Origin of the sequence: Pseudomonas mohnii, from assembly GCF_900105115.1 — a bacterium.
Lineage (GTDB): Bacteria > Pseudomonadota > Gammaproteobacteria > Pseudomonadales > Pseudomonadaceae > Aquipseudomonas > Aquipseudomonas mohnii.
Genome location: NZ_FNRV01000001.1, coordinates 5855310 through 5871577 on the forward strand (window position 1 = coordinate 5855310; position 16268 = coordinate 5871577).

16 protein-coding genes are annotated in these 16268 nt (G+C 60.2%); 8 read left to right on the forward strand and 8 right to left on the reverse strand.

Translation table 11 applies throughout. From position 1 onward, the window contains the following. Positions 1-36 precede the first annotated feature (36 nt). Complete coding sequence (locus BLV61_RS27385) at positions 37-1449, reverse strand: MFS transporter (protein ID WP_090468671.1); 1413 nt, start codon at positions 1447-1449, stop codon at positions 37-39. A 133-nt stretch (positions 1450-1582) separates the two neighbouring features. Here BLV61_RS27385 and BLV61_RS27390 point away from each other — a divergent pair, with 133 nt between their 5' ends. From BLV61_RS27390 to BLV61_RS27410, 5 genes are all read left to right on the forward strand, one after another. After that, a complete protein-coding gene (locus tag BLV61_RS27390) occupies positions 1583-2473 on the forward strand; it encodes a LysR family transcriptional regulator (RefSeq protein ID WP_090468673.1) in 891 nt (296 codons plus the stop codon). 517 nt (positions 2474-2990) lie between these two features. Then, positions 2991-4388 (forward strand): TackOD1 domain-containing metal-binding protein, encoded by a 1398-nt coding sequence (locus tag BLV61_RS27395; protein ID WP_047527991.1) that lies wholly within the window; start codon positions 2991-2993, stop codon positions 4386-4388. Continuing rightward, the gene (locus BLV61_RS27400; RefSeq protein WP_090468676.1) at positions 4385-5713 is read left to right on the forward strand and encodes a glycosyltransferase family 2 protein; all 1329 of its coding nucleotides are present in this window, start codon (positions 4385-4387) and stop codon (positions 5711-5713) included. The genes BLV61_RS27395 and BLV61_RS27400 overlap by 4 nt, the downstream gene beginning before the upstream one ends. Position 5714: 1 nt before the next feature. Beyond that, the gene (locus BLV61_RS27405; RefSeq protein WP_090468678.1) at positions 5715-6545 is read left to right on the forward strand and encodes a hypothetical protein; all 831 of its coding nucleotides are present in this window, start codon (positions 5715-5717) and stop codon (positions 6543-6545) included. A 6-nt stretch (positions 6546-6551) separates the two neighbouring features. Then, entirely contained in the window at positions 6552-7667 is a 1116-nt protein-coding gene (locus BLV61_RS27410; RefSeq protein ID WP_047527995.1) for an HlyD family secretion protein, read from the forward strand. Positions 7668-7725: 58 nt separating this feature from the next. Here the strand turns inward: BLV61_RS27410 and BLV61_RS27415 are convergent, their stop codons facing one another. Further along, positions 7726-7986, reverse strand: coding sequence for a hypothetical protein (locus BLV61_RS27415; protein ID WP_047527997.1), 261 nt, complete (start codon positions 7984-7986; stop codon positions 7726-7728). Between the two features lie 363 nt (positions 7987-8349). On the opposite strand from BLV61_RS27415, the gene BLV61_RS27420 reads away from it, so the two are divergent. Continuing rightward, positions 8350-9411, forward strand: a complete 1062-nt coding sequence (locus tag BLV61_RS27420) for a hypothetical protein (RefSeq protein ID WP_090468680.1) — start codon at positions 8350-8352, stop codon at positions 9409-9411. A 16-nt stretch (positions 9412-9427) separates the two neighbouring features. Next, positions 9428-9781: a DUF1428 domain-containing protein gene (locus BLV61_RS27425; protein WP_090468682.1), complete on the forward strand. Its 354-nt coding sequence runs from the start codon at positions 9428-9430 to the stop codon at positions 9779-9781. A 14-nt stretch (positions 9782-9795) separates the two neighbouring features. Here BLV61_RS27425 and BLV61_RS27430 read toward each other — a convergent pair whose 3' ends face one another. Beyond that, on the reverse strand, positions 9796-9990 hold the full coding sequence (locus tag BLV61_RS27430; RefSeq protein ID WP_047528004.1) for a hypothetical protein: 195 nt from the start codon (positions 9988-9990) through the stop codon (positions 9796-9798). A gap of 107 nt (positions 9991-10097) precedes the next feature. Here BLV61_RS27430 and thpR point away from each other — a divergent pair, with 107 nt between their 5' ends. Beyond that, positions 10098-10637, forward strand: coding sequence for an RNA 2',3'-cyclic phosphodiesterase (gene thpR, locus BLV61_RS27435; protein ID WP_090468685.1), 540 nt, complete (start codon positions 10098-10100; stop codon positions 10635-10637). A 179-nt stretch (positions 10638-10816) separates the two neighbouring features. On the opposite strand, the gene BLV61_RS27440 is transcribed toward thpR, so the two are convergent. From BLV61_RS27440 to BLV61_RS27460, 5 genes are all read right to left on the reverse strand, one after another. Further along, complete coding sequence (locus BLV61_RS27440) at positions 10817-11914, reverse strand: polyamine ABC transporter substrate-binding protein (protein ID WP_047528007.1); 1098 nt, start codon at positions 11912-11914, stop codon at positions 10817-10819. A 178-nt stretch (positions 11915-12092) separates the two neighbouring features. Then, a complete protein-coding gene (locus BLV61_RS27445; protein WP_090468687.1) occupies positions 12093-12977 on the reverse strand; it encodes an ABC transporter permease subunit in 885 nt (294 codons plus the stop codon). Continuing rightward, a complete protein-coding gene (locus BLV61_RS27450; protein WP_167361848.1) occupies positions 12974-13855 on the reverse strand; it encodes an ABC transporter permease subunit in 882 nt (293 codons plus the stop codon). The genes BLV61_RS27445 and BLV61_RS27450 overlap by 4 nt, the downstream gene beginning before the upstream one ends. Before the next feature lie 29 nt (positions 13856-13884). Beyond that, complete coding sequence (potA, locus tag BLV61_RS27455) at positions 13885-15027, reverse strand: polyamine ABC transporter ATP-binding protein (protein ID WP_047528012.1); 1143 nt, start codon at positions 15025-15027, stop codon at positions 13885-13887. A 374-nt stretch (positions 15028-15401) separates the two neighbouring features. Beyond that, positions 15402-16163, reverse strand: a complete 762-nt coding sequence (locus BLV61_RS27460) for a gamma-glutamyl-gamma-aminobutyrate hydrolase family protein (RefSeq protein ID WP_090468689.1) — start codon at positions 16161-16163, stop codon at positions 15402-15404. Positions 16164-16268 lie beyond the last annotated feature (105 nt).

Sequence of the window (16268 nt, forward strand, 5' to 3'; positions counted from 1 at the left end):
TACACAACAGGGACCTGCGCGACACACGGTGACCGCTTAATGGCTGCGGCGGCTGATCAGGGCGATCATACAAGCAATCCCGATCAGTCCCCATGCCACCATGAACGTCACGCCCATGCCCCTGGCAACCGCCTCGGGAGGTGCGGTATTGATGTCCACCGAATGAGATGCCAGCGCAAACACCGCGCCCAGCACCGAGGCCCCGGTGATCAGCCCGAGATTGCGCGACAGGTTGAGCAACGCAGAGACTAGGCCCCGCCGGTCCGGCGCCACATTGCTCATGACAACGGTATTGTTGGCGGTCTGGAACACCGCGTAACCCAGGGTAATGATGACCATGGGTGCGAGGTAGCCGGCGATACCGAATGTCCTTGGTAGCGCCGATAGCGCGAAGCAACCCAGCCCCAGGGCGATGAGCCCGGCGAAGGTCATGCGCCGCGCGCCGAAGCGGTCGGCCATGCGCCCGGCGGGTACGCCGGCCAGTGCCGCCACCAGTGGCCCGACCGACAACACCAACCCGACCCCGACCGCATCCAGCCCGAGCGCCCGGGCCAGGTAGAACGGCCCGACCACCAGCGTTGCCATCATCACCGTCGTCACCAGCAGGCTCATGGCCAGGCTCGCGCTCAGCTGCGGATCGCGGAACATCCCCAGGCGAATCAGCGGCGCAGCGACCCGGGCCTCCACCCGAATGAACAGGCCGACGCCCACGCACGTGACCAGCAACAGGGCGATGTTCAAGGGCCCAAAGTGGCCGCGGCCGAGGGTCATGGCCAATGCATAAGCGCCCAGTGTCAGGCCCAGCAACAGGCTACCCAGCGGATCGAAACCGCTGCCCACGGTGTCCGCCTTGCGCTGATCGGCCGGCAAGTAGCGATACGCAAGCAGCAGCGTCACCAGGCCCAGCGGCAGCATCATCAGAAACATCGCCCGCCAGCCGAAACCGCCGATCAGCAGGCCGCCGAGCGAAGGGCCCATTGCGGTGCCAATCGCCGACATTGTCCCGAGCAAGCCCATGGCGCTGCCGGTCCTTTCCTTGGACACGGTCTCGCTGACGAAGGCCATGGTCAGGGCCATCATGATCGCCGCGCCCAGGCCCTGCAGGACCCTCGCGCCGATCAGCAGGCCGAGCGTCGGTGCCAGGCCGCACAAGGCCGAAGCCAGGGTAAAAACGCCGATCCCGCCCAGGAGCAGGCGCCGCCGTCCGGTCAGATCGCCGAGCCGGCCGACGCTAACAATTAGCGTGGTGATGGCCAGCAGATACGCGAGGACGATCCACTGCACCTGTTGAAAGGAGGCCTCGAACACCTGGGCCAGCGTCGGCAAACCCACGTTGGCGATGCTGGTGCCGAGGGCGGACAGCAGCATCGACAATGACAGGCTGGCCAGCGCCCACCTGACGGATCCTGTTCGTTGCGCGCCCTCTGTCATTGTCGTTGTCGAATTCATGGGGTCCCCCTCTCGTGGCCACTCCCGATTGGAGCTATCGGAAATTTACGCCCGCGCCTAACATGGCGGAAGACGCAGCCTTTGCACTTAATACGTGCATTCAACGCCCCATGAGCCCGCCACGAGGCATTGCATGTCCACCGCCGATTTCAACTTGCTGATTACCCTTGATGTGCTGCTGGCAGAAGGCAGCGTGGCCCGCGCCGCCAAGCGCTTGCGCCTCAGTCCGTCAGCGATGAGCCGGGCGCTGGCGCGATTGCGCGAAACCACTGGCGATCCGCTGCTGGTCAGGGCCGGACGCGGTCTGGTGCCCACGCCTTGGGCACTGGCCTTGCGAGAGCAGGTGAGCCAACTGGTGCAGGAGGTCGAAGCGGTGCTGCGTCCGGCCGAGCAACCGGACCTCACGCAATTGGTTCGCACGTTCACCCTGCGCACCAGTGAAGGTTTTGTCGAAAATTTCGGCGCCAGGCTGATTGCGCGCATCGCCGAACAAGCGCCCGGTGTGCGCCTGCGCTTCGTGCACAAAACGGACAAGGACAGCACGTCACTGCGCGACGGCACGGTGGATCTGGAAACCGGGGTGGTGGGGAAAGGCGCCGGTCCGGAATTGCGTACCCAGGGTCTGTTCCGTGACCGTTTCATCGGCGTGGTGCGTTCGGGGCATCCGTTGAGTCAGGGCCCGATCAGCGCTGCGCGTTTCGCTACGGGCCGTCACATCGGCGTGTCCCGGCGCGGCCTGGACAAGGGGCCGATCGATGACGCGCTGGAACGGCTCGGATTGGAGCGCGAGGTCGCCACCATCGTCGCCGGCTTTTCGACGGCACTTTCGCTCGCCCGGACCAGTGATTTGATCGTCAGCGTGCCGGAGCGCCACACGGCCGACCTGCGCGAAGGCATGCACAGTTTCGAACTTCCGGTGTCATTGCCTTCTTTCACCGTGGCCATGCTCTGGCACCCACGACTGGATGCCGATCCGGTGCATCGCTGGTTACGTGAATGTCTTCGAGTGGTTTGTTCGGAATAGAAAGTAACTGGAGAAGGAATAAGTTCTAATTAACTGGGCAAACATTCGTTGTTTTCCAAGTTGGTGTTAAGCTGTTGTTACTGATTTTGCTTTTACTAAATTTTAGTTATATCGAAAAGCCAAATGGCTATAAAAAAATTTTGAACTTCTGGTTTGAAGTGAGGTATGCCGGCAGTTTTATTAATTAAAGGCACTTATAGGGAAGAGTTTGCAAATGCATTGAATGGCGCAACGCTATCAAGGTGGCGATTTACTAGTACTGACAATATATACAATAATATATCGGGCTATATTATCTAAGACGTTGATTTACATTGGTAAAAAATTTGATGTCGTGCGAGGTTGGTCGGCTGTGATCATTATCTGATTGAGGAAGGGTTGCAAAGGAAGTTAGGTGACGAAGTGCTGTTGCCGTGTATCTGCAAAAAAATCAGAATAAAAGCAAGCGCGCTTCGTCATTGGTGCTAGTGTTGATAACTTCAATTCACCGCACTTGTCTCTCTAAAGGACGTGCGTCATGCCCATTCCAAATCCTCGAATCGCGATACTCGGTAATAGAGTGCCCAGTCTGAATCTTCCAGAACTTGAACACTTTTCCGACTTGGGCAGCCTGTTGGCGGCCCGCGCATTTGATGTATTACTGCTGGACATGCCAGCGGCCTATGCGGGCAAAGTGCTGCGCAAGCTACGCTCGATCCCCCCGTATCGCTATACCCTTATTTACTGTTGCCGCGACCAGGATGGCTGGTGTGAAGCGTTGGGCGATGGTGCGTGTCCTGTCGAGTCCAGTGAGATCAAGCAGCTTTGGGGCGCCTGGCAGGAGCGCTTCAGGCTGCTTGAACAGGGGGCCGCCCCCGAGCGATTCGAAAGCCGGGTGCTGTCCTGGTTGTGGTTGCGCGAAAACGCCCATGTGTTTGCGTTGCGCGACCCGGAGGTGCCCCAGCATTACCGTTACCCTTTGCTGGACGCCTTGGCTGACAACGAGCAGATCAACGCGTTTGTCTGGCTCGGCTTGATGGTGCAGCAGGACTGGCTCGAAGAGGGGGTGCTGGTCGATCGCGTTCGCCTCTGTTCAGACTGTGGCTCGGGCCGGCTCAATTACATCGACGTATGCGCCGAGTGTCAGGCCCTGGACATTTCCCGGCAGCCCTCGTTGCACTGCTTCACCTGTGGGCATGTAGGGCCACAGGAATCCTTTCTCAAAGACGGTGTGCTGCTGTGCCCCAACTGTTTGAGCCGGCTGCGTCACATCGGTACGGACTACGACCGGCCGATGGAGAACTATCGTTGCCGGTCATGCCAGGCGTTCTTTGTCGATGCCGAAGTGCAGGCGCGTTGCCTGGACTGCGGCTTGTCCCATACGCCGGATAAACTGCGAGTCCGCGAGGTCAGGGATTTCCGCCTGAGCGAGGCCGGACGGTTCCGCTGCCGCCAGGAGTTCAGTGATCGTTCGGTGCAGAACTTCGGTCGACTCAACCTGCTGGGCGGCAAGGATTTCTATGATCTGCTGAGCTGGCAGATCCAGGTCGTACGCCGCTACCCGTCGCCGACCTTTTCGGTGATCGGTCTGCGCTTCGTCAACCTGGCCGGCACGTTGTCGCACCTGGGGGAACAGCGCGGTCATGCCTTCATCGACAGCGTGGCCGATCGCTTGAAGGAAACCGTACGGGAAACGGACCGCTGCTCGCGAAGTACCGAAGAGTTCTTCTGGATCATGCTTCCCCATACCGATGGCAAAGGCCTGGAGTGCGTCAAACAACGCTTGAGCCGGATCGCCGAGCTGTTTTCCGCGCCGGAGGTCAGCGACCTTTCCCTGCGTGTCGTCAGCATCACGGCGCCCGATGATCTGCTCGATCAGGAAAACGGTGAACTGCTGCTGGCCCGTTTGGCCGGTGAGTTGGTGTTACACCCATGAACCCCTTGATGGAACAACTCTACAACGCATTGGGTGGGCTTGCCGGGGCGGATGGTCTGAGCCGGTTGTTCTACATGCTCTTTCCATCGTTTCTGATTTTTGAATTGCCGATGATGATCCTGGTGATGCTGGGCGTGCTGCGCTGGTTCGCCCGCCGGCGTTCCCGCGTGCCGAAGATCAGCCTTTATCAGCCCAGGGTCTCGTGCGTCATCACCTGCTACAGCGAAGGAATGGACGTGCAGACCACGCTCTTGAGCCTGTGCGAGCAGACCTACGGCGGTCACATCGAGATGATTCCCGTGGTCGACGGCGCCACCGTGAACCAGGCGACGCTGGCCGCCGTGCGCAGTTTCAACGTCGACCCGCAGTTGTACCCCAGGCGCCATTTGCGCCCGATCGCCAAATGGCAGCGGGGCGGGCGGGTGTCGTCCTTGAACGCCGGCCTGTCGCTGGCCAGTGGCGAAATCGTGATGGCGCTCGATGGCGACACATCCTTCGACAACAACATGGTCAGCGCCATCGTGCGGCATTTCGAAGACCCCATGGTGCCCGCGGTGGCCGGTAGCCTGCGGGTGCGCAATGTCTGGGGTTCCTGGGTCACGGCGATGCAGTCGCTGGAATACCTGCTGTCGATCCACATGTCGAAGATCGGTCTGGCGGAATGGAACCTGGTCAACAACGTGTCCGGGGCCTTTGGCGCCTTCCGCCGCAGCTTCCTGGTGAAAATCGGCGGCTGGAACACCCATACCGCCGAAGACCTGGACCTGACGCTGCGTATCAAGAGCTACTTCAAACGCCATGACCTGAGAATCCCCTTCGAGCCTGAAGCGATTGGCCACACCGACGCGCCGGCGACACTCAGCCAGTTCCTGATGCAGCGCCTGCGCTGGGATGGCGACCTGTTCTTTCTGTACATCAGGAAGCACAACCGCAACATCAGCCCGAAACTATTGGGCTGGAAAACTTTTCTGATGATCCTGTTGACGGGCTTCTTTTTCCAGTTGGTGCTGCCGTTCATCATCTTCACCTACACCTTGCTGGCCATCTTCATCCTGCCGGGCATGACCCTGTTGTTTCTGTTTTCGCTGATCTATCTGTTGTACCTGACGATCACCCTGCTGATGTTCGGCGCCATGTTGTTGATGATCTCCGACCGCCCTCGACAGGACATGACCCTCGGCCTGCTGGTGCCGTTCTTCCCGCTGTTCATGTTGCTCCTGCGCTGCTGGAGCGTGGTCGCCATGCTCAACGAAATGTTCCGCCGCGGGCATGAAGAAAGCTCGATGGCGCCCTGGTGGGTGCTGAAACGAGCCACGAGGTTTTGACATGCGTTCGATCCTTCAGGCCCTGTGCTTGCCCCTGCTGGTGGTCCTGTCGTTGACCGCGCAGGCGGCGCAAGCGGAGAAATGGTCACAGGCCAGTTATGTCTGGGACAGCGAAGCGTTGCTCGATCCCGGCCAGCGGCCGGCTGAACTGGACGCACTGCGCAACGCCGGGATGGACAAGATTTACCTGGGCCTCAAGGCCGCGCAGATCAAAGACCTGGGCACGACCCGCCAGCGCCTGGAACAGTTGCTGCGGGACGCGGCGGGCAAGGGGGTACAGGTCAGCCTGCTACTGGGCGACCCGAGCTGGATCGAACCGCCGGAACGCCATCAGCTCACCGATCTGCTGGCGAAACTCAAGGGGCTTGCCTTCAGCAGCCTGCACCTGGACCTGGAAGTCGAGCAACTGGGCATGCCCGTTCCGGATCAGCGCCTCAAAGACTGGCTCGAAACCTTGCGCGTAGCTTCTTCGGTGAGCCCATGGCCGGTCGAGATTTCCAGTCACCATCGCTGGTTCGCTGACCCTAAACCTGGACAAACCTGCGTGCCCTGTGCGCTTCCCGGTGCGGGAGTGCGGCAGGTCAGCCTGATGATTTACACCCGTAACCCCAACAACAGCGCGCGAATGGCAGAGCAAATCGCCAGGCGCTGGCCCGACCTGCAATTTCGCCTGGCACAAAGCACGGAGCCGCAACTGGATGCCACGGAGTCCTGGGCCGGTGTTTCGACCGAACAGTTGCAGCACCAGAGCAGCGCCTGGCGTGAACAACTGCAACCTCTCGGGATTGCCGGCATTGACTGGCAAGCCTGGCGAGACTTTCCAAAACGGTGAACCCCCATGAAGATTCGTTTTGATAGTCGTAAAGAACTGAGCCCGACCCACGAGCAGGGTTTGAACGTGCTCTATGCACCGGGCAAGCGCACGGCGTTTCGCGTGCGCTGGTATTTGATCCTGTTTCTGGTCGCCAGCCCGTTGATCTGGCTGGGTGGCAAGCTGGCCTACGGCATGCTGATGATCGATGCGCCGGCTCAGTTGCGCTTGCCGATCATCGAAGTGCGTGCGAGGGATAGCGGTCGGGTCGAGCAACTGTTGGTCAAGGCCGGTGACCAGATTGGCGTCGATCAGCCGCTGGTCAATCTCGACAACCCCGAATGGCGGGCCCGGTTATCGCAACTGGCGGCCCTGCCGACCAACACCACACCGGTACGCAATACCAAATTGGGCGGCAGTGAGCGTCAGCTGCTCAATACCCGCATAGGCCGGGCACAGGCGCGCGTGAAGGTGCTGGAAGATCTGGTGTCGCGTGGCGCCGTTTCGCCGGGGGAAGTGTTGACGGCCAAATCCGAACTCGATGGTTTCAGGGCCGATCTGTTGGCGTTCGAGCGCCGTGAGCAACTGGCCAATCAGGCGCCGTTGAGCGTTGAGCGAGACGTCATTCAACAAAACGCCGAGCAGCAGTGGCTGAAGACGCGCCTGGCCGCGTTGCCGATCAAGGCCCCGCAGAGCGGACGCGTGGCGGAAGTGATGATCAACCCCGGTGAAAACGTCGGTGCCGGGACCTTGCTGATGCGCATCGAACGACAGGAAGACCCGCTGCTGTGGATTTACCTGGAGCCGCAAAATATCAGCTACGCCGCCATTGGCCAGGCATTGCGCGTGCGCATGCCCAACGGTGACTGGCTGGAGGCTCATGTTGTCCAGGCAGTGGACAGCGCCGGGCGCACGCCGACAGTGTTACGCGGACCGTTTACGGCCAGCGAAATGGGTTTGCAAGTCGCTGCCCGATTCGATCACCCGCTGCCGGCGAAGTGGCGAATCGATCAACTGCCGTTGAATGTGCGGTTTCCCACTGACTGGCAGCAGATGTTCGCCGACAGCCGTGAACTCATCGAGCAAGCGGGCGATCTGTTCGCCATTGGCCGGGCAACGGCCACCGCCCAGGAAAGTCGCTAAAGGATGACGGCCGATCCAGCATCGCCGACCTGACGGGCACTTGGCCTGGGGCGGCCTCTCAGACGTACTGATGACGGCGTGCAGTGGCGGCGGTTTCGGTCGCCTGCAGATGCTCGGCCAGCACATCGTTCAAGAACCGGAACTGATCATTGAGCCCGACCACTTCGTTGTTGAAGTGATTGGCGGCGGCCGGAATCAGCAGGGCTTCGAATTTTTTGTCGAATACCAGGGTCAACACTTTACGAGACTCGAAAGGTTGCGAGTAATAGTTGTTGCCAAACACCGGGAAGCTCACGGACAGGGTGACTTCGTTGATCATGACGTGCGCTCCTCGGAGAGGACGAACCAGCCGAATGCACTCAACGTGAAGGCCGTCAGGGCCAGACAGGTCAGGAGATGGATAAGCATGGTTCGACCCTCCGCTACAGGGTTTCGTGTTGGGTTGGAACCGATCCTACGCTGACGGTGACGGGGCGGAAGAAATTCCTGGCGATGGTGAATATCGACATAAGTGATGGTCGGTTTTTGACCGTGTCGTTGAGGGTTTTATCGCGGACAAGCGGCGAAACCGGCATTGGGCGCAAGGTCCGCGCCGAGCGGACAATGGCCGCCACCTATACTCAGTTCAGGAGCTCTTGAACACCGAACATCCCGCTCGGAGCCGACTTTAGGAACTGCGATCTTGAACCTGCGCTGGTTGATCGTCGTCATACTGATGCTACTGGCGGGGTGCGCCACGCCACCGCGTGCGCCGGTGGCACCGCCCATCATTATTTCTCCCAGCACCTGGCAACAAGTGGATCGGGAGATCATTCAGGCGTCGCAATCGGCGACCGAGCAGACAAAAATCTACGCCCACGGTGCCATGGATTACTGGCGCACGCGGGTCTATGAGTTGACCGAGCAGAACTTCATTCCCTGGTTCAGCAGTTACTGGACCCAGGAATGGCTGTCAATGAAGGTCAGCTGGTACACCATCAGCGCCAAGGGCGAGCAGGACGCCTCGGAAAAGCGCCTGGCGGCTTATCTGCTGGAGCAGTATCAGGAAAAGGTCCTGGCGCCGGTGGCGGTGGAGATCGACCCGGATGCGATTCTCAGCCTGGCGGCGGCTTTCTACGTGGACATTCTCAAGGAAGAACTGCAGAAAATCTCCCAACGCCATGGCGTGCCGATGGCCCAACTCAATGGCCGTATCCAGAAAATACCGGCCATCGCCCTTGGGCCGCCACCGGCCCGGGACGCCTCGCTTTATCAGATCGTTCACACCGAACAATTGAACAGCTTGCCGGCCTACGCCGCGTTGGTCGACAAGATCCACAAGGCTGGCGGCGATAAAGGCGTTGGTTCGACCGACACCGCCATGGCCCCCGTGGCCAGGCGCGCGAGCCAGCGGATGGAAGCCGAAATGGCCCCGCGCGGGGCGGCCAGTGCGGTGGCCGCGGCGGCCGGCAAACTCGCCGGGGGGTTGATCACCGTGGGGGTGGCGGGGGTTCGTGCATTGATTCAGGCCGCCGACCGGCCGGACAGCGAAGCGTTGATCCGCAGCAGCCTGGGCAACACCTTCGACAAAGCCTGGGTGAAGCTGGTGCAGAACCCGACCACCGGTGTCATGGCCGGGACCTTGTACATGGCGGCGCAAATAGAAGGCAACCTGGCACAGAGTGCTGAACCGCCGGTCGGTTCAGGCGTGGGGTCTGTCGATTGGAGCCCGACTGAATCGACTAACCAGCAGATCAACCCATGACCCAAGGAGAAGCCCCATGTCTTATGTCGATGGTTTTATCGCGGCGGTGCCCACCGCTAATCGTGAAAAATTCAAGAAACACGCTGAAATCGCCGCGGCGATCTTCAAGGAAAACGGCGCGTTGAGCCTGGCCGAGTGCTGGGGCGATGACGTGCCGGAGGGCAAGGTCACGTCGTTCCCGATGGCGGTAAAACTCAAGGAAGACGAGACCGTGGTGTTTGGCTGGATCATCTGGCCGGACAAGGCCACCCGCAATGCCGGGATGGAGAAAATGATGCAGGACTCGCGCATGAAGCCGGACGTCAATCCGATGCCGTTCGATGGCCAACGCATGGTATTCGGCGGTTTCGAACTGTTCGTCCAGGCCTGAGGCAGGCCCCGGGGTCACTCCGCCGTCGGGGTGATCCTGCAGCTTTTGCGATGGCGGATCTCGTCATCGGTCGGCCGCACCCTGATGAATTCGAAACGCGGCTCGCCTTCGCTGTAGTGCACCAGCCAGCCCCATTCCAGTTCGAACTCATCCTGGCCGGGCCTGGGCGGCTCGGCCCACCATGGTTCCTTGCTGATGATCTGTCGCATGACCCCTCCGATTGAATCGCTCGCCTCAACTATAGACCCGTGGCGAGGGCGCTTGTCGCTACGTCACAGGTTGTACACTCATGCGGTCTGCCGCCGAGGTGTCCTGCATGAATGACGAATCCCGCGAACCGTTCAAACGGCTGTTTTTTGCCCTGGATTGCGCCCCCGCGCAACGCAAGGCCATCGCCCAGTGGCGTGGCGCGCTGCAACTGCGCAGCGGGCGGCCGGTGCCGGTGGAGAACTTTCATCTGACCCTGAAGTTTCTGGGTGCGGTGGCGGTGGGGCAGATTGCGGACATTTGCACGGCGGTCGCGTCCGTACGCACACCCGACGCGCGTTTGACCGTGGCGCTGGATCGGCTGGATGTCTGGCGCAGGGCAGGGGTGTTGGTATTGGCGCCGGAACAGGCACCGCCGGCGCTGTTGCGCCTGGTGTATGACCTGGAACAGGCCTTGTTGCCGTTTGGACTGGAGGATGCGCCACGGGAATTTCGTCCGCACCTGACCCTGGCCCGCGACTATCGGGCGCCGGTGCCGGAGTCCACCTCGTCACCTGAGTTTTTCCTGCGCGCCGACCGCTTCACCCTGTTCGAATCCCATAAGGGCCGCTACCGGGCGCTGGCGGATTGGCCGCTGGGGGCGGCGTAGGCACTGCTACAAAAAAAGGCGCCCGAGGGCGCCGAAATTCACCTTAACCGAGGAGCCAGGTGAGTGATGCAGCGGTGGTAAGGCGCTGCATGAACGTCAATCGGAAAATCAGATTTCAACCTGCACCCCCAACTTGTGGGAGCGAGCTTGCTCGCGATAGCGGCATCAGGTGCACTGAATCAGTTACCCAGCTTCACCTTGGTCCAGCCCCGGGTCATCACCCGCTGCACACCGATCGGCATGTCGGGAATGGCATACAGGGTCGCCATCACTTCCTGGGACGGATACGAACCCGGATCGTTGCGAATCGCTTCATCCACCAATGGCGTAGCGGCCGCGTTGGCGTTGCTGTAGCCGACGTTATTGGTGATCTCGGCGATGATGTCCGGGCGCATCAGGAAATTCATGAACAGGTAGGCGTTCTCGACGTTGGCGGCATCACGCGGGATGGCGACCATGTCGTAGAAACTGCCGGCCCCTTCTTTGGGGATGCTGTAGTCGATCTTCACCTTGTCGCCGGCTTCCAGGGCGCGGGCCTTGGCTTGCAGCACGTCGCCGGAGTAGCCGACCGCCACGCAGATGTTGCCGTTGGCCAGGTCCGAGATGTATTTCGACGAATGGAAATACGCCACCGACGGGCGAATCTTCATGAACAGCGCTTCGGCTTCGGCGATGTGTTGCTTGTCCTGATCGTTCACCGGGTAGCCCAGGTAGTGCAGGGCAGCCGGGAGCATCTCGGTCGGTGAATCGAGGAAACTGATGCCGCAGGCTTTGAGCTTTGCGGCGTTCTCCGGTTTGAACAGCAGGTCCCAGGAATTGGTCGGGGCATTGGCGCCGAGCACTTCCTTGACCTTGGCCGGATTGAAACCGATACCGATCGAGCCCCACATGTACGGGAACGCGTGGCTGTTGCCAGGGTCACTGGCGGAGGCGTTCTTCAGCAGGACCGGATTGAGGTTTTTCCAGTTCGACAGTTTGGATTTATCCAGTTCCTGATAGACCCCGGCCTTGATCTGTTTGGCCAGGAAACTGTTGGACGGCACGACGATGTCGTAACCGGATTTACCCGCCAGCAGACGTGCCTCAAGGGTTTCGTTACTGTCGAACACATCGTAGGTCACCTGGATGCCGGTCTCGTCTTCGAACTTCTTGACGGTGTCCGGGGCAATGTAATCCGACCAGTTGTAGACGCGCAGTACCTTGTCATTGGCCTGGGCGCCGGTGGTCATCGCGCCCAATAAGGACAGTGTCAGCAGAGTCCTGCCAAACATTTTCATCGGTACAACTCCATTTCTTTTCTTATTCAAATACACAAAGCAAAAATGCAGTGGCGCTTGTGTGCCCTGTAGGAGCGAGCTTGCTCGCGATGGACGTCAACGATGACGTGGGCTGCCTGAATTAACGCGGCGTCCTTGGGTCCATCGCGAGCAAGCTCGCTCCTACAGGTCGGCGGCACTAGGTCGTCGCCTCCAGCATTTTCTTCTCAGGCGCCTGCCACGATTCGCTGGCAGTCTGGTCCATCGCTTCCTGGATCGCCCGCTTGCGGGTGGCTTCGGCACGGCGGCTGAAGTACCAGACCATGAAGGTCACGATCGAGACCGCCAACAGGATCAGGCTGGCCACGGCGTTGATCTCGGGCTTCACGCCCAGACGCACCGCCGAGAACACTTCCATCGGCAGGGTCGTGGAACCCGGGCCGGAGACGAAGCTTGCCAGTACCAGGTCATCCAGCGACAGGGCGAACGACATCATGCCGCCGGCCGCCAGGGATGGCGCGATCATCGGAATGGTGATCAGGAAGAACACCTTGAACGGCTTCGCACCCAGGTCCATGGCCGCTTCTTCGATGGACAGGTCCAGCTCGCGAAGGCGCGCGGAGACTACCACTGCCACGTAGGCGGCACAAAAGGTGGTGTGGGCGATCCAGATGGTCACGATGCCGCGTTCCATCGGCCAACCGATCAATTGCGCCATGGCCACGAACAGCAGCAACAGCGACAGACCGGTGATCACTTCCGGCATCACCAGCGGTGCGGTGACCAGGCCGCCGAACAGCGTGCGACCCTTGAAGCGGGTGACGCGGGTCATGACGAACGCCGCCAGTGTGCCCAGGGCCACGGCCGCCAGCGCGGTGTAGCAGGCGATCTCAAGCGAACGCACCACCGAACCCATCAACTGGGTGTTGTCGAGCAGGCCGGCGTACCACTTGAACGACCAGCCACCCCATACCGTCACCAGTTTCGAGGCGTTGAACGAGTAGATCACCAGAATCAGCATCGGCAGGTAGATAAACGACAGGCCGAGCACCAGCATCATTTTTGAAAAGCCGAAACGCTTCATCCCCGTGCCTCCATTTCTTTGGCCTGACTGCGGTTGAACAGCAGGATCGGCACAATCAGGATCAACAGCATCACCACCGCCAGGGCGGATGCCACCGGCCAGTCGCGGTTATTGAAGAACTCTTGCCACAGCACGCGGCCGATCATCAGGGTCTCAGGACCGCCGAGCAGTTCCGGGATCACGAACTCGCCGACCACTGGAATGAACACCAGCATGCAACCGGCGATGATGCCGTTCTTGGCCAGCGGCACGGTGATTTTCCAGAAGCTGTTGAAGGTGCTCGAACCCAGGTCCGACGCCGCTTCCAGCAAGCTCTGGTCGTGTTTGACCAGGTTGGCGTACAGCGGCAGGATCATGAACGGCAGATACGCATACACCACGCCTATATAGACGGCAGTATTGGTGTTGAGGATCTCGATCGGGTGCGACGTCAGCCCGGTCCACATCAGGAACGCGTTGAGCAGACCGTTGTTGCTGAGGATGCCCATCCAGGCGTAGACGCGGATCAGGATCGCGGTCCAGGTCGGCATCATGATCAGCAGCATCAGGACGTTTTGCGCTTCCTTGCTCGCCTTGGTAATGGCGTAGGCCATCGGAAAACCGATCACCAGGCACATCAGTGTGCTGAACAGCGCGACCTTCAACGAACCCAGGTAGGCGGAGAGGTACAGCTCATCTTCGCCCAGCAAGGTGTAGTTGCCGATATTGAGCAACAGCTGGAATTTCTGCTCGGCGTAGGTGTAGATCTCCGAGTAGGGCGGAATGGCCAGGGCCGCTTCCGAGAAGCTGATCTTCATGACCAGGAAGAACGGCAACAGGAAGAACAGGCACAGCCACAGGAAAGGAATCCCGATGACGAGTTTTCGTCCGCTGGGCACCAGGCGCAGGAATTGCTGATTGAAGGTTCTCATGCGCGCAGTACCACGCCGCTGTCGTCTTCCCACCACACGTAGACCTGATCGTCCCAGGTCGGACGTGCGCCACGGCGTTCGGCGTTGGCCATGAACGACTGCACAATCTTGCCGCCAGGCAGCTCCACGTAGAACACCGAATGGCCGCCGAGGTAGGCGATGTCATGCACCTTGCCGCTGGACCAGTTGTAGCGGGCCTCTGGCTTGGTGGTGCTGACCAGCAGTTTTTCCGGGCGGATGGCGTAGGTGATCGACTTGTCTTGCACCGAAGTGCTGACGCCGTGACCCACGTAGATCTTCTGTTCCAGGTCCGGGCTGTGAATGATCGCGTAACCTTCCAGGTCTTCGACGACGGTGCCTTCGAAGGCGTTCACGTTGCCGATGAACTCGCAGACCATGCGGCTGACCGGTGCTTCATAGATGTCCACCGGGCTGCCGATCTGGGCGATCCAGCCCAGGTGCATGATGGCGATGCGCTGGGCCATGGTCATGGCCTCTTCCTGGTCGTGGGTCACCATCACGCAGGTCACGCCCACGCGCTCGATGATTTCCACCAGCTCCAGTTGCATCTGCGAACGCAGCTTTTTATCCAGTGCGCCCATCGGTTCGTCGAGCAACAGCAGCTTCGGCCGCTTGGCCAGGGAGCGGGCCAGGGCCACGCGCTGACGCTGTCCGCCGGACAATTGATGGGGTTTGCGCTTGGCGTATTGGGTCATGTGCACCAGGCGCAGCATTTCTTCCACGCGGGCGTCGATTTCCGCGGCTGGCAAACGGTCCTGCTTAAGGCCGAAGGCGATGTTCTGCGCCACGGTCATGTGTGGGAACAACGCGTAGGACTGAAACATCATGTTGATCGGCCGCTCGTAGGGCGGCATGTCGGTGATGTCGACACCGTCGAGCAGGATCCGGCCTTCGGTCGGCCGTTCGAAGCCGGCGAGCATGCGCAGCAGCGTCGATTTACCGGAGCCGGAGCCACCGAGCAGGGCAAAGATTTCGCCCTGATGGATTTCCAGGGACACATCGTCCACAGCGGTGGTTTCGTCGAATTTCTTGGTGACGCGGTCGACTTTCACCAACACCTTTTTCGGTGCCTGGTGACCTTCAAGAGCCTTCCTGTAGATGCTGGAGGCGTTTGCCATTTGAAACTCCCAACAGGTTTCAGTCGTCGGGCCAACGCGGCCTGACTTAATAGTTGATTGCAAACCCGTATCGGGGACTTCGCTCAGAACGCGGACCCTGTGGGAGCGAGCTTGCTCGCGATGAGGTCAGGACAGTCGACATCAATGTCGCCTGACCTATCGCTATCGCGAGCAAGCTCGCTCCCACATGGAATTGCATTTGCTGATCGAACTCACCCATACCGCTCGGGTTTATTCGGCGCCGCCGTCCTGGCTGCCTGGTGGTGCTTGTTGTTATTGCAGTGTGTTGTTGTCGTGAGGGACCGACGCGCACAAGCGCGCCCGCCTGACTCACGGGGGCAGTGAAATCGTTGAATCGTGTTTGAGTTCGTCAGTCAGCGCCCATGACGCAGCGCCGCCCGTTGCCGGCACGCTTCGCCAAACGCCTTGAAAATTCTCAAGTAAGGCGGATTCGACAGGACCTGCCATTCCGGGTGCCATTGCACGCCGAGGGCGAAGGCCTTGCTGTGCTCGACCGAGATCGCTTCGATCAAGCCGTCCGGCGCGAGCGCTTCGGCGCGCAGGCCTGGGGCGAGTCGGTCGATGCCCTGGCTGTGAATCGAATTGACCTGGAATTGCGTGGGCAGGTCCAGTGCCTGGAACACGCCGCCCGGTTGCACGTCGACTGTGTGCGCCGGTGCGTATTGCACCGCCAGGTCAGGGTGGTTGGCTTCGCGATGATCGAGGAAGCCGGGCAACTCATGGACCTTCTGATGCAGGCTGCCACCGAACGCCACGTTCATCTCCTGAAAGCCACGGCAGATGCCGAGCACCGGGACGCCAGCCGCAATGGCCGCGCGAATCAGGGGAAGGGTGGTGCGATCCCGCTGGGGATCGTGTTCCGTGCCGGGAGCGCTGTCCGGGCCTTGATAGTGGAAGGGTTCCACGTTCGAAGGCGAGCCGGTCAACAACAGACCGTCGAGCTGCGGCAGCAGATCATCGATTTCGGTCAGTTCAGCCAGGGAAGGAATGACGACGGGCAGCCCCAGTGCCGCAACGCTGACAGCACGCAAGTACTTGTCGCCGCTGACATGGTAGGGGTGCAGGCCAATCTGTTTGACGCATGCAGTAACGCCGATCAATGGCTTGAATGCCATTTTTATCACCTCGAAGTTTCACACTTGAACGAGCTTTTCCGGAGCTTAGCCTTGTTGATTTTAATTAACAACTCTCATGTAAAAAATTCTAAACGCCGTACGTCT